The organism is Algoriphagus algorifonticola (assembly GCF_007655305.1).
GTDB classification, from domain to species: domain Bacteria; phylum Bacteroidota; class Bacteroidia; order Cytophagales; family Cyclobacteriaceae; genus Algoriphagus; species Algoriphagus algorifonticola.
Genome location: NZ_VLOG01000029.1, coordinates 21,824 through 35,877, shown reverse-complemented (window position 1 = coordinate 35,877; position 14,054 = coordinate 21,824). Strand labels below are relative to the sequence as shown.

The following is a 14,054-nucleotide window of genomic DNA, read 5'->3' as shown; positions in this document are numbered from 1 at the left end:
TTCCTAACAGGCTAAATTTTTTCTTTCTTCAGCACTTAAATCTTCGGGCCTTTTATAAATAGTCATCCCGTCCTTCTGAAGCCTTATGAAAGGAAAATTAGCACGATTAATACCTCTTCTTTCTATGATGGAAAGACCCATGTATCGAGCTTCCAGTTCTTTAAACTTGGTTTCCATCTGCTTAATCTTCGAGTAAGTCCAATTTGCAAAAATCCGATTCTCATTTGCGATAGCCTGAAACTCGCTATAAAGTTTCAAATAGCTTCTGACTTCATTGCTTTGAACAGCAGGGACTACATTAATTTTTGTCGAATTACTGCTAGATGAAAAGCTCATCTGTTTAGAATTACTTTCGCTTTTATTTTTAAAAACAGGAGAAATAGTATCAGTAGGAAGTGGCTTGGGCAATTGTTTTTTCCTGTTTTCTATAGCCTGATTATACTCATTCTCCAATTCCAAATACAGTCTTTCTATTTCTTTCTTTATTTCAGGTTCATCCTTTTTATCAGATAATTTAAGTTTTTCATAGCGGGCATTCTTTTGAAGAAAGGCAGTGGTGGGATCAGGATACCGGGAAATATCCTTCATCCAAGTGACTCTCCGCTGGGTAAGTGTGATAGTATCGTAATTTGAGCGCGGGCGGAACATTTCAGAATCTGGACCATATTGCTCTTGGAAATAATTTTCTCGATATAGATGCACCTGATAAGGCTGAGGGAATTGCTCAGATCGGGCATTTGGAAAAACTCTGGATTGAAATACCAGCACAAAATCTTCTGGTTTGTAATTTTCGAGCTCTTGGTTAGAAATCACTTGACCATCAATCCAAACTGCAAATTCATCTTTGTTTTTAAACGATTCAAATGCTTCGCTGTCTGGACTTTTCTTTTGTTGGGGCTTACTCGAAAACTTTAACCTATCTTTTTCATTTTCAGAGAGCTCAAAATATCTTTTTTGAGTATAATCCATTTGCTCACTTTCAATTAGGAAGATGGCATCTCTGAAGTATCGCTCTTTTTCAATCTCCTTATGTTCAGGTTGATTAGAGCTTGAGCCTCCCTGAAACTTTATTTTTCTAATATTATTTGTAGCCAGCAAATTCTGAATATCAGCAACCTCCCCCATTTTTATTGCTGGAGCAGATTTTAATTCAACGATTAGACTTTCAGCATCATATTTTACCAACTCTTGAGTAAGCTGCTCTTTACTAATTTTATTTCCTTCCCAATAAATTTCACCCTCCTCATTCAGCTGAAGCGAAACTGTCGTAACAGATTGATTTAATAAATTATTACTGTCTTCTACATTTTCTTGAGCTAAAGAGCTAACCACAGTTTTTTCTGCAAATAGCCAAATCATTGCACCTAAAAAGACAACTAAGCAGGTCAATTTTAGGATTTTTATTCCGGGATTTGAAGGCTTTTTCATCATGTCGAATCGTTTTTTGGTGAGGGAAAAATTCAAATTACTTCCGAGAGCAAAGCTTTGTCGACCCGAAAGGATAGCTAATAGGAGGTTTTGATAATCTGAAACAGGCATTTTCCTAACCACCTGTTGATCAGCTATAAATTCATGGTTAAGTCGAATAGCCATTCTGGCTAAATAGAGCCCGGGGTGGAACCAAAGCAAAACCAGCAAAGCTTCTACGAAGAGCGTGTCCCAACTGTGTTTTTGATGAACATGACATTGCTCATGCAGAAAAATTGCCTCTGGCATTCCTTCCTTTTCAAAAGGCTCTTTGGGATAAAAAATGTATTTCAGAAAGGAGAAAGGGGATATTGGCTGTTTCAACAATACCAAATTTTCCTTCCTGTAGACTATTTTTGGATTGGTTCGGATCTGATTTTGGATTCGGTAAATATTTCGGATGAACCTCAACAGAAAAATTACCATTCCCAAGAAATAAACGCCCCACAATATGGTGATCCAAGGGATCTCGACCTTTTTTGTTTGGTCTGGGATAGTTGAGTTTAGCTGAATACCTTCATCTTCTTGAATAATGGATTCCAGGTAAGGCCTTTCCGTCTCGTTTTCGGAAATAAGAAAAGGTTCTACAGGAACTTCCTGTTTCACTTCAATGGTCAATAGAGGGATCAAAAAAGAAGCAACGATCGCAGCTAGTAAAAAGAAACGATTGAATTGATAGAGCACCTCCCGCTGTAGAAATAGCCTATAAAACAAAAGCAATAGCAGCAAGCAAAGTATTGATTTGAGCAAGTATTCCATCAGTCCTTTTGATTTAATTGATCTTCTATTAAAGATTTTAGCTCTTGGAGCTCCTTTTTAGACAAATCTGTTTCTTGAGTAAAAAATGAGGCAAACTGCCCAGGAGAATCATTGAAAAAATTTTTGATCAAACCCTTGAGCTGTCTGGAAAAATAAATCTCTTTAGAAACCAGAGGAAAGTATTGTCGATTATTCCCCACAGCTTTATAAGCCACATACTTTTTGTCCTGCATTCTTTTTAAAAGCGTGGAAACAGTTGTTGCAGCAGGCTTGGGTTCTGGATAAGCTTCAAGTAAATCTTTCATGAATGCCTTACCCAAATGCCATAGATAACTCATCAGTTCTTCTTCACTCTTAGATAGTTTCATATCAGAATTATTAAGATTATTCTACAAATGTAGAATTAAAACTAATTTCTACAAGTGTAGAATTGAATTTTAACAATTATTTATAATGATCTAAACTTCAAACAAATAAAATTCAGGTTTAAAAACATTTGGCTTACAGTAGCTATTTGAATTGAATTTGAAAGAAGTAGTGTTTAGACTTTCTCAGAAAAATCAATTCAACTACCAGATACAAAACAGAAAAGCTAAATTTGAAATTAAGTCTCTGAATTATTCTAATTTCGAAACTTGCTCAACCTAGAGAACTACATGTTAGCCGAATATAAACGATTAAAAGAGGATAGGGATTTTATAAAGCATTGGAAAAAGTGGGGCCCCTATCTCACTGAGAGGCAGTGGGGAACCGTTCGGGAAGATTATAGTCCCGATGGATCTGCCTGGGAAAACGTGACCCACGATGATGCCAGAAGTAAAGCCTATCGCTGGGGAGAAGAAGGAATAGCCGGAATCTCCGACTACAAGCAGAAGCTTTGTCATGCCTGGGCTTTTTGGAATGGCAAAGATCCTTTTATAAAAGAGCGCCTTTTTGGACTTACCGGAAATCAGGGAAATCACGGAGAAGATGTCAAGGAAATCTACTATTACCTTGACTCAACACCTACCCATTCCTACATGAAGATGCTTTATAAGTATCCTCAAGCGGAATTCCCCTATCAAAAACTCATTGAAGAAAGTAAAAGAAGGGGCAAAACTGACCCTGAATTTGAACTTATAGATACTGGAGTATTCGATGATGATAGGTACTTCGATATTTTTATCGAATATGCCAAACATGATTTTGAGGATATTATTGCCAAAGCCACCATTCACAACAGAGGACCGGAAAAAGCCACCATTTGGGTGATGCCAACCTTCTGGTTTAGAAAAACCTGGTTTACCGGGCATGAACCCTTCATGCCCAAAATCAGCTTGACAAAATCCAATCGAATTAAAGCATTCAGCCCTAAGTCAGGTAATTATTCCATTTCCTTTGAAGGGAATCCGGATGTTCGTTTTTGCGATAATGAGACCAACCGGGAGCGCTTATATGGAATCCCGAATGAAAGAAACTTTACCAAAGATGCCATCAATGACTTTGTAGTCCATGGAGACGAAAGGAAACTGAATCCTGCTTTCCATGGTACCAAGGCAGCAGCTATTTACAAACTGGAGATACCTGCAGGAGAAAGTGCCGTGGTGAATCTACGTATGCAGCATCAATTGGATGATAATCCATTAGAAGCCTGTGATCCCTGCTTGGAACAAAGAAAAAAAGAAGCAGATGAATTCTACTCAAAACTTCAGCATCGCGTAACTGATCCGGATCTTAAAAGAATTCAACGCCAGGCTTTTGCCGGGATGATGTGGTCCAAACAATTTTACTACTACGATGTAGAGCGTTGGCTGGAAGGCGATCCCGGAAGGTATGTTCCGCCAAAAGAGCGAAAAAAAGGAAGAAATCATCATTGGAGGCACCTTCAAAACTATGATATCATCTCCATGCCTGATAAATGGGAGTATCCCTGGTACGCGGCATGGGACTTAGCTTTTCACTGTATTCCCATTGCCAGAATTGACCCTGAATTTGCAAAAGATCAGCTACTCCTGCTGCTGAATGAATGGTACATGCATCCCAATGGTCAAATTCCTGCCTATGAATGGAATTTCTCAGACGTAAACCCTCCTGTGCATGCTTATGCGGTACAGCGGGTATACCAGATTGACAAAAAAGCCAATGGAGGCAAAGGAGATCAGGATTTTTTGGAGAGAGCACTACATAAGCTGATGCTGAATTTTACCTGGTGGGTCAATCAAAAAGACTCCGATGGGAAAAATATCTTTGAAGGTGGCTTCTTGGGATTGGATAATATCTCCCTTTTTGACAGAAGCCATGCACAACACTATCAGGGGAAATTAGAACAGGCTGATGCCACTTCTTGGATGGCTATGTTTTCATTAAACATGCTCCGCATTTCCCTGGACCTTTGTGAATTCAATAAGGTGTACCAGTTCACTGCCACCAAATTCCTAGAGCACTTTCTATATATAGCAGGGGCAATGAATAATATCTCCGCTGAACATATATCCTTATGGGATGATGATGACAGCTTCTTTTATGATATTTTCCACGTGCCTGGCAAGGAATCTAAAAAAATGAAGGTTCGCTCCATAGTAGGCTTAATTCCGCTATTTGCCGTAGAACCTATTCGCGAAGATTTGTTCGATCAATTACCGGAGTTTAAGAAAAGGCTGGACTTCTTTCTACGGGAAAAACCCAAACTAGCTGCCTTGGTTTCTAGCTGGATCCAACCTGGATACGATAAGAGAAGGCTTTTCTCCCTATTGAGAGGACACAGAATGAAGAGCGTTCTTCATAAGATGCTCGACTCAGAGGAGTTTTTGAGTGAATTTGGAATTAGGTCTCTATCTAAATTCCATCAAAGGCATCCTTATACCATGAAAATCAATGGGGATACTTTCTCAATCAAATACACTCCGGGAGAATCGGATACTCGAATGTTTGGAGGTAATTCCAATTGGAGAGGTCCGATCTGGTTTCCGATCAACTACCTAATCATAGAGTCCTTGAAAAAGTTTGATTTCTATTATGGAGGTGACTTTTCTATTGAATATCCAACCGGTTCAGGGAATTTCATGACCATGGATTTGATAGCCAAGGAACTTTCCATGCGCTGCATCAAGATCTTTACCAAAGATGAAAACGGGCACCGACCAGTGTATGGCAATCAGCAGAAATTCCAGAACGATCCTCATTTCAAAGATTATATCCTTTTTTATGAGTACTTCCATGGAGACAGTGGAAAAGGACTGGGAGCATCCCATCAAACAGGTTGGACGGGATTAGTTGCGGAGATGATCCATAAATTTTATAAAGAGAAAACACCTTTAAAATATGGCGCTGCTACCCTATTTAGAAGCTAATAGAATAGAAGCGGGTTGCGATGAAGTGGGTAGAGGATGTTTGGCAGGTCCGGTTGTTGCCGCTGCTGTAATCCTACCTGCTGATTATGAAAATCCTTGGATCAATGATTCCAAAAAATTGGGGAAATACCAAAGGGAGGAATTGATCGAGGAGATCAAATACAAGTCCTTAGACTGGGCTATTGCAGAAGCAACGGTCGCCGAAATAGATCAGATCAATATTTTGAATGCCTCTTTTCTTGCGATGAGTCGTGCAATAGAAATGCTGAAGATAAAGCCTGAACATTTACTTATTGACGGCAACAGATGGAGATCTAAATTGGAATACTCTTACTCATGCATCATTAAGGGAGATGGCAAATTCGCTAGTATTGCCGCTGCATCTATTTTGGCAAAAGTTCATAGAGACCAAATGATGGAAGACTTAGCAAACTCATTTCCTCATTATGGATGGGAAAGTAACGTAGGATACCCGACCAAGACACACAGAGAAGGAATCCAAAAGCATGGAATCAGTCCTTGGCATAGAAAAAGTTTTCAGCTTTTGCCTCGACAATTGGATTTGGGACTCAAATGAAAAGAAAAAGCCAGCAATCAGAAACTGCTGGCTTTATTTATTTTAAGGGTGATTTTACTTTTCTTTTTTCTCTATAATTCGTTCGAAGACTAATTTACCTGCTCCTGGATTTTGACTGATGGGCTGAAGCACCAACTTATTGGCGTCAAACTCTACAATTTTTGCCTGCCTAACTTCATTGCCCTCATAGATTGTCAGGATATTTTGATCATCCAATTTGACTTTGGCCTTTTTAAGTACCAATTGCTGATTTTCAAAATCTGTAAATTTCAATGAGTCACCGGCAGAAAACTGGTAAACAGTGCTTTCAAGTCTATACTGAATTCTGTATTGCATATTGGCTTGAGTCGCCGAATCTGCATTTAAAAATTGTGGGGATTTTCTAATTCTTTCTATTCCGTCAAAATAAACCAACTGCCACTTTCCAAAAAGCTCTTGTATTTGGATTTGATTGATATTCAGAAAAAAAGAAAGAATCAATGCAGGGATCAGGGTAAGACTATTCATGTCTTCATTCGTACAATTTTGTTGCCAAAATTAAATTTTTCCCTATTGAGGAACATTAACATTTAAAAATGGAATCCATTCGGAAGCTTGTCGCTCTGCGTAATCTGCCAAAAAATAAGCTAGTGTAGGCTTAAATGGAGTGGTTTTCAAGGTTAAACCTGCCTGATCCGGAGTCTTGTCTCCTTTGTTGACATTGCAACGATTACAGGCCGTAACCAGGTTGGTCCAATTGGTTTTCCCTCCTTTGGATTTAGGAATCACATGGTCAATTGTAAGGTGGCGCTGACTTCCACAATATTGACACTCTCCTCTATCCCTTCTAAAGAGATTGGCTCTATTTAATAAAACCCCACGGTAGGGAATATTTTTATATTGATTTAGCCGAATGACAGCAGGATAAGCAAAGGAGCGACTTACCGTCCGAATTTCTAGGAGTTCATAGGTTGAAAGTACATTTGCCTTTTCCAAAAGGGTTAACACCAATGCTTTTTGCACAGTTACCACCGCAACGGGAGAATGATCCAAATTCAACACCAAAACTCGCTTTTCCATACCTATACAACTACCGTTCTTGCCTCCAAAACCACTTGATGAGATTGATTGTTTTTCAAAAAAGCCTGCCACTCGTCCAAATCAGAAACTTTAATCCGATTATCCATCCAAAGGACTTCTTCCATTCCCAAATAAATTGCAAATGAGTCTTTGGCAGTTTTTTCATCATGAAAAATAAATAAATCTCCCGGCATCGCATGATTAAAAGGGATGATTCTTCCCGGTAATTGGTCTGAATACCAGTTATACCCACCAATGGTATAAATTAATGCAAAGCCCAGCATCTCATCGAGCCCAAAAATACTTCTCCCTCCTGCTTGCCAAGGAGCATTGACATACTTCAAAGCAATATCTATCAACTGTTCCCGATCTGCTTTCAAAGCATGACTCCTGGTGGTTCCGGTAAAGCCAATATGATCCTGCCAATTGAATAATTCCAAATCAGAAAAATGGAGCCTGCTCCCGGGAAGTAGGTATAGGTTTGTGCCCAGATACTCAATGGCAGCAATGGGACTAGTTACAATTTGATAATCCTGATTGAGGAAATTCTGATAATCTCCTCCTGAAATTTCTTTTAATGATTTGGCGCTAATCCAACCTCCCATCTGGGAGTCTTCATGAAAAATACGATACCAGGTTCGGCCAGAATTCACTGCCAACACCTGATAGCACTCACCAAAAAGCAATTGGGTTTGGAGTGCTGAGTCTACTGTAGGTTTTCGATAAACCGGCAAGATGGTTTGCCGGCATATTCCGAATATTTCATTTAAGGGCCATTCGCTGGAGTTCTCTTTTGGCATCTTTTTCCTTCAGATCCTGTCTCTTGTCGTGTAATTTTTTACCTCGACCCAAAGCAATTTCCATTTTTGCTTTTCCACGGTCATTGATAAATATACGAACCGGAATGATAGTAAGACCTTTTTCCTGCGACTTAGTTTCGAGTTTTTCCAGTTCTTTTTTACTTAAAAGCAACTTTCTATCTCTCACAGCCTCATGATTATAGCTTGAAGCCATAGAATATGGGGCAATATGCATCTGTCGCACGTACAATTCCCCATCCAAAAAAATACAAAAGGCCTCAGTCAAAGACACCTTACTCTCTCGGATGGACTTGATCTCAGTGCCTTTCAGCACCATTCCCGCTACATAGGTATCTATAAACTCAAACTGAAAGCTAGCCTTTCGGTTTTTGATATTGATATGCTTCTCAAATTTATTGACTTTGGTAGCCATATTAGATTTTCATTTTTGCTAAAGGAGTGACATCCATGGATGAAAAATCTCCTTTTAAGTATTTGAAATGGGCTGCCATGGCAATCATGGCTGCATTATCCGTACAATATTCAAATTTCGGAATAAAAATATTCCAGCCTCTTTTTGTGGCCAAATCAGTCAGAGCATTTCTCAAACCTGAATTAGCTGAGACTCCCCCTGCTATAGCTACATCCTTCACGCCATATTGTTTGACGGCTGCCTTCAATTTGATCAGCAACATTTCAATAAGACTATGCTGTATACTGGCGCATAGGTCATTCAGATTTTCCTCAATGAAGGCAGGATTCTGCTGCAGTTGATCTCTCAAGAAATATAAAACCGCAGTTTTGATTCCACTAAAAGAATAATCCAATTCAGGCATGCGAGTGATGGGAAACTCAAAAGCTTTTGGATTTCCTGACTGAGCATGTTTATCGATCAAAGGCCCACCCGGATAAGGTAAACCTAGCAATTTGGCTGTTTTGTCAAATGCCTCCCCTACTGCATCATCCCTTGTCTCTCCAATGACCTGCATATCCAGGTAATTATTGACTAAGACCAACTGCGTGTGCCCTCCACTGACTGTCAGACAAATAAATGGGAAATTAGGCTTAGGGTCCTCAATGAAATGAGCCAATACGTGAGCCTGCATGTGGTTGATCTCAATCAGCGGAATCTTCAAAGCATAAGCCATGGATTTGGCGAAACTTACTCCCACGAGCAAGGCTCCCATGAGACCCGGTCCTCTGGTAAAGGCAATTGCACTGAGATCTTTCTTATTGATCCCGGAAGACTCCAAAGCCTCGTGCACCACAGGAATAATATTCTCCTGATGCGCTCTAGAGGCTAACTCGGGAACAACACCCCCATATTTTTCGTGGACTGATTGTGTGGCCACAATATTATTAAGTACTTTGCCATTTAAGATTATAGAGGCAGAAGTCTCGTCACACGAGGACTCAATTGCTAGAATAGAAATATCGTTGGTATCCATTGGAAAAGAACGCGAAAGTTACGGATTTTTTATACAAAGCCTTTCGAATACTCCTTTGGGTAATCTTAATGCTGGTGATCAGTGTAATAGCACTGGCTTTGCTTCTCCAAACCCCCAAGTTTCAAAATTGGGCTGTAGATAAATTAACAGGATATCTCAATAAAAATTCCCAGTTCACCACCAATATTGATAGGATTGACCTGAATTGGTGGGACGCCTTGGAAATCTCCGGTTTGGAAGTAAAAGACCACCGAGACAGCATTATGCTGTCTGCAAATCGCGCATTTATTGATTTTCAACTGCAGTCCTTGCTTCCTCCAAACAATCCCTCTTTGGATGAGGTAAGATTGGAAAGAGCTACAGTACAATTTTTCACTCATGAGGGAGACTCATCTATGAATATCAATTCATGGATCAAAGAATTAAATGAACTCTTCGGTTCAGGTAAAAGCGGAGGATCTGCCAAATTTGGAATTGGCCAGATTGACCTAAGGAACTCCCGGTTTTCATTGGTCAATTACAACTTACCAGTCATAGAAAAAGGGCTGGACTATAACCACATGCGCTTCGCTGATATAGCCATCAGTGCCTCTGATTTTTACGTAGATGGAGATGAAATTGGAGTTGATATAGGTCTTCTGACAGGTGTAGAGCAAGGCTCAGGATTGACGATCAAAGAATTGCAAACTCAGCTCACATACTCTTCCGAATTTCTTGAGTTTGATAAATTAAATCTGATTACCAACCAAAGTCATATCAAGGATTTTTTAAGATTCGAATATGCTAGTCCAAGTGCTTTCTCGGATTTCATCAATAAGGTAGTCGTCATCACCAGAATGAAGGAAACAGTACTCAGTCTGGAGGATTTACGTTTTTTTGCACCTACACTTCCAGACATTGAGGATGCCATCATCCTAACAGGAGAGGTACAAGGACCTGTTTCAGATATAAGATCCGAGGAATTCCTCCTAAGATTGGGAAAGAAAACGGAAATATTTGGATCCTTCCGATTGGACGGCCTTCCCAATTTTGAGGAAACCTACATCAATCTTTCTCTACAAAACTCCACTATCGAAGCCAGTGATTTAGGCCCCTATTTAAGCCCTGAAATTGAAAAAGAGATTCGTAAATTTAAAACGATCCGACTTAGTGCCGATTTTGCAGGTTTACCAAGCAGATTCACAACGAATGGACAGTTCCGTACTGGCATAGGGGAATTAAACGGACGTGTCAATTTTGATCAAAAAGACGGCGTAAACTCGATCGTCTCAAAAGTTTCCATCAAAAATCTAGATCTGGGTGTCTTGGCTGAAAATCCGGAATTGCTCCAAAAAATCAGCTTAGAGGGGAATGTCAATCTAAAGGGTAAAAGCAAAGAGGATATCCTGATCGGCTTGGATGCGGTGATTTCAAAATTGGGAATTAATGGATACACCTACTCCAATATTCGAACGGATGCGAATTATGGATTGGACCTTTTTGAGGGAAACTTATCCATATCCGATCCAAATTTGAAACTGAAAGCTTCAGGAACCATCAATCTGAGAGATACCTCTGAGGCTATCAACATCCGAATGCAGCTGGACACCGCGAATTTAGACCAAATGCGTCTGACAGATGTGGCAACTTCCTTATCTGGAGATTTTGAAATTGATACCAGAGGGATCAATATTGATGTACTAACTGGAATCATGCGCTTCAAAGATATAGCCATAGGCTATGACGGCAGATCTCTGGAATTAGGCGACTTTTTCTTTCAATCCTTATTTGCGGGAGGTACGCGAACTATGTCTCTCAACTCAGATTACATTGTGGCTGGTGCTTCTGGAAGATTTGAACTAGAGCAAATGGCGAAGGATTTACCAGTATTATTCAATCAATATCTAGCTATCCTTTTCAAGCAAAAACCTCCCGTTGCCGATATTGAAGAATACTTCAATAAGGAGTACAAACTGGATTTGAATATTCGTTTAATCGATATTAATCCGCTTTTAAAACTCTTTCAACCGGAATACAGAATCTCCAAAAATACGCTGATTGAAGGAGCGTTTTATCAAACACCGGAGAACACGATTTTCAACTTTTTTACCAGTATTGACACGATTCAATACAAAAATAATATAGCCAGAAATGTCAATATTGACTTCAATACATCCAAACTTATCAATAGTGAAGATGTATTGGCTTCCTTCTACGTTTTCTCCAAATCCCAAAAAATTGGGCAGTCCTTAGATTTCAGCAATTTTGGATTCGAGGCGATTTGGAGTAATGAAGCTTTGAATTTGGACTTTGCTTTGGATCAGGACTCAACCCGAAGCAAGGCTAGAATCAAAGCCCTGGCTCAATTTACTCCTACCCAGACTAGTATCAATTTTGAACCGTCTCAACTTATAGTGCTGGATAGTGAATGGAAATTTGACCCAAATAATGAGATCAGGATTGAATCAGAAAAAATCGCTTTTGATAATGTAAGGATACAGTCTGGAAATCAAGAAATAGACTTGGAAGGTATATTCAGCTCAAATCCTGAAGATGAATTTTATCTAACTATCTCAAATGTAAATGCCAATATCCTCAACACCTTAACTCCCCAAGCTTACGAAGGAGCCATCAATGGATCGGTTACTATCTCTGCGAGTGAGGAATTTGATAGAACTTTAAAAGCCCAAATTGAAATTGATTCTTTAAGCATCAATGAAATCATTGTAGGTGACTTTGTGGCCAGTGCAGATTTGCAGCAAAATATTCTCAATCTGACTTTAGAAAATTTTTTAAGTAAGAAAAAGGCTATTCAAATGAGCGGTACAGTTGATCTGGACTCTCAAGAGTTTGATTTGGCTGGGGAATTACGAAATGCCGAATTGGCGATTTTCGAACCCTTCTTATCCAATTACTTATCCAATATGGGTGGAACAGTTTCAGGAGATATCCAATTAACCGGAAACGTCACCAAACCTAGGCTATTGGGGCAGGGAAGAATTAATCAGGGCAAACTACGTGTAAATTATCTCAACGCCTTTTATCAACTGGATGGAAGCATCATTTTCGAACCGGGAGAAGTGAGTTTTGACCGTTTGGTAGCAAGGGATGTAAATGGCAACACTGCCAACTTAAACGGAGGTCTTAAATACCAAAGCCTCAATAATATCACGCTGGACATCAATGCCAGACTCAATAATTTCCAAGTATTGAATACTACTTCAAGAGATAATGAGGTGTTTTACGGAACAGCCTATGTGAGCGGTACCATAGACATTCTGGGTTCAACTTCCAATCTGGATATCAATGCGAGAGCGACCAGTCAACCCAATACACGAATTTTCATTCCTCTGACCAGTAGCAATGAGCAAGTGAGTGAAGAGTATATCCACATTATCAATATTCGGGATACTGTAAGAATGCAGGGTTTATCCGATGACATTAATAGACTGAATATAGAAAATGTCCGAATGAATTTTGTGCTGGATGTAACTCCTGATGCTTACACCGAAATCATCATTGACCCAAGGACAGAAGAAAAAATCTCCGGTAGAGGAAGAGGACTTTTAACCATGAATATTGATACACAGGGAAATTTCTCTTTGAGTGGAAGTTATGAAATCACCGAAGCGACCTATAATTTCTCCCTTTACAATGTTTTGAAAAAGGAGTTTACCGTAGAACCGGGCGGAAGAATCACTTGGTATGGAGATCCATATGAAGGCGTCATGAACCTTAAAGCAAAATATACGGAGACTGTATCTATCGCTCCTCTTTTAACCAGAAACTCCCTTCAGGATCAGCAAAGCACAAGTAATAGAAGATTTCCGGTAGAAGTAATCATGAACCTAAATGGAGAGCTTCTTTCACCGGATATCAATTTTGGATTTGACTTCTCCCAGTTCCCTAACACAGGAGATGTACAAACAGCAATTTCATCATTTCAGTCAAGGATCAACAACGATGAGCAGGAGATGAACCGTCAGGTTTTCTCTGTTATTATGACCCGTTCTTTCTCTCCAGAAGGCCAGTTCGCAGGGGTTAATTCATTCTCCAACAGTTTGGGACAATTACTTTCCTCCCAGCTAAACTCATTCTTGGGTCAAGTAGACAAAAACCTGGAAGTCAATTTTGATTTGGCTTCCTTGGATCAAAATGCGCTAGAAACTTTCCAATTGAGCGTTGCTTATACTTTCCTCGACGGAAGACTTCGGGTATCTCGAGACGGCGGATTTACGGACAATACAGGAAACGCAGATGCTGCGTCCATTATTGGAGACTGGCAGGCGGAATATTTATTAACTGATGATGGAGTTTATAGAATCAGGGTTTTCAACCGGAATAATTTCAACACCTTTACGTCACTGTCCCTTTCGAGAAATGTAAATACTTATGGGGTTTCAATTTCCCAAAACGTTTCCTTCAACTCTTTCTCTGAATTATTTCAAAAAATCACCCGAAAAAAGCAGAAAGCAGATCCCTTATACGAGGATTCTGACAACTATTTGAGATACAATCAAGATTCGGAAGAAAACTGGAAACCTATCAATTTAGACAATATTGAAAAGCGGCTCGACTCTTTGAAAGAGGAAAAAGTCAAGCAATATTTCAGAAAAGAAGAGGAGGATCAATAAAC

At 39.5% G+C, this 14,054-nt stretch carries 10 protein-coding genes; 3 read left to right on the top strand and 7 right to left on the bottom strand.

What is annotated here, in order from left to right:
• Nucleotides 1-3 precede the first annotated feature (3 nt).
• Together FL972_RS06280 and FL972_RS06275 are read right to left on the bottom strand one after the other, a co-directional pair.
• Complete coding sequence (locus tag FL972_RS06280) at nucleotides 4-2,226, bottom strand: M56 family metallopeptidase (RefSeq protein ID WP_144604209.1); 2,223 nt, start codon at nucleotides 2,224-2,226, stop codon at nucleotides 4-6.
• On the bottom strand, nucleotides 2,226-2,594 hold the full coding sequence (locus FL972_RS06275; protein ID WP_144604208.1) for a BlaI/MecI/CopY family transcriptional regulator: 369 nt from the start codon (nucleotides 2,592-2,594) through the stop codon (nucleotides 2,226-2,228). Before FL972_RS06275 ends, FL972_RS06280 begins: the two co-directional genes overlap by 1 nt.
• 288 nt (nucleotides 2,595-2,882) lie before the next feature.
• On the opposite strand from FL972_RS06275, the gene FL972_RS06270 reads away from it, so the two are divergent.
• A complete protein-coding gene (locus FL972_RS06270) occupies nucleotides 2,883-5,555 on the top strand; it encodes an MGH1-like glycoside hydrolase domain-containing protein (protein WP_144604207.1) in 2,673 nt (890 codons plus the stop codon).
• On the top strand, nucleotides 5,527-6,132 hold the full coding sequence (locus FL972_RS06265; RefSeq protein WP_144604206.1) for a ribonuclease HII: 606 nt from the start codon (nucleotides 5,527-5,529) through the stop codon (nucleotides 6,130-6,132). The genes FL972_RS06270 and FL972_RS06265 overlap by 29 nt, the downstream gene beginning before the upstream one ends.
• 54 nt (nucleotides 6,133-6,186) lie before the next feature.
• Here FL972_RS06265 and FL972_RS06260 read toward each other — a convergent pair whose 3' ends face one another.
• From FL972_RS06260 to tsaD, 5 genes are read right to left on the bottom strand one after another with little or no spacing between them, the layout of a single operon-like run.
• Nucleotides 6,187-6,639, bottom strand: coding sequence for a hypothetical protein (locus FL972_RS06260; RefSeq protein WP_144604205.1), 453 nt, complete (start codon nucleotides 6,637-6,639; stop codon nucleotides 6,187-6,189).
• 42 nt (nucleotides 6,640-6,681) lie between these two features.
• A complete protein-coding gene (locus FL972_RS06255; RefSeq protein WP_091649421.1) occupies nucleotides 6,682-7,191 on the bottom strand; it encodes an HNH endonuclease in 510 nt (169 codons plus the stop codon).
• A 2-nt stretch (nucleotides 7,192-7,193) separates the two neighbouring features.
• Nucleotides 7,194-7,991, bottom strand: a complete 798-nt coding sequence (locus FL972_RS06250; protein ID WP_144604204.1) for an SH3 domain-containing protein — start codon at nucleotides 7,989-7,991, stop codon at nucleotides 7,194-7,196.
• The gene (smpB, locus tag FL972_RS06245; RefSeq protein WP_091649416.1) at nucleotides 7,954-8,424 is read right to left on the bottom strand and encodes an SsrA-binding protein; all 471 of its coding nucleotides are present in this window, start codon (nucleotides 8,422-8,424) and stop codon (nucleotides 7,954-7,956) included. The genes FL972_RS06250 and smpB overlap by 38 nt, the downstream gene beginning before the upstream one ends.
• A 1-nt stretch (nucleotide 8,425) precedes the next feature.
• The gene (gene tsaD / locus FL972_RS06240; RefSeq protein ID WP_144604203.1) at nucleotides 8,426-9,439 is read right to left on the bottom strand and encodes a tRNA (adenosine(37)-N6)-threonylcarbamoyltransferase complex transferase subunit TsaD; all 1,014 of its coding nucleotides are present in this window, start codon (nucleotides 9,437-9,439) and stop codon (nucleotides 8,426-8,428) included.
• Nucleotides 9,440-9,513: 74 nt separating this feature from the next.
• Between tsaD and FL972_RS06235 the strand changes: the two genes are divergently transcribed.
• The gene (locus tag FL972_RS06235; protein ID WP_186300025.1) at nucleotides 9,514-14,052 is read left to right on the top strand and encodes a translocation/assembly module TamB domain-containing protein; all 4,539 of its coding nucleotides are present in this window, start codon (nucleotides 9,514-9,516) and stop codon (nucleotides 14,050-14,052) included.
• The last annotated feature ends 2 nt before the right edge of the window (nucleotides 14,053-14,054 follow it).

Coding starts and splice junctions, on each gene's coding strand:
- FL972_RS06280 (WP_144604209.1), bottom strand. CDS start 2,226: ATGGAATACTTGCTCAAATCAATACTTTGCTTGCTGCTATTGCTTTTG.
- FL972_RS06275 (WP_144604208.1), bottom strand. CDS start 2,594: ATGAAACTATCTAAGAGTGAAGAAGAACTGATGAGTTATCTATGGCAT.
- FL972_RS06270 (WP_144604207.1), top strand. CDS start 2,883: ATGTTAGCCGAATATAAACGATTAAAAGAGGATAGGGATTTTATAAAG.
- FL972_RS06265 (WP_144604206.1), top strand. CDS start 5,527: ATGGCGCTGCTACCCTATTTAGAAGCTAATAGAATAGAAGCGGGTTGC.
- FL972_RS06260 (WP_144604205.1), bottom strand. CDS start 6,639: ATGAATAGTCTTACCCTGATCCCTGCATTGATTCTTTCTTTTTTTCTG.
- FL972_RS06255 (WP_091649421.1), bottom strand. CDS start 7,191: ATGGAAAAGCGAGTTTTGGTGTTGAATTTGGATCATTCTCCCGTTGCG.
- FL972_RS06250 (WP_144604204.1), bottom strand. CDS start 7,991: ATGCCAAAAGAGAACTCCAGCGAATGGCCCTTAAATGAAATATTCGGA.
- smpB (WP_091649416.1), bottom strand. CDS start 8,424: ATGGCTACCAAAGTCAATAAATTTGAGAAGCATATCAATATCAAAAAC.
- tsaD (WP_144604203.1), bottom strand. CDS start 9,439: ATGGATACCAACGATATTTCTATTCTAGCAATTGAGTCCTCGTGTGAC.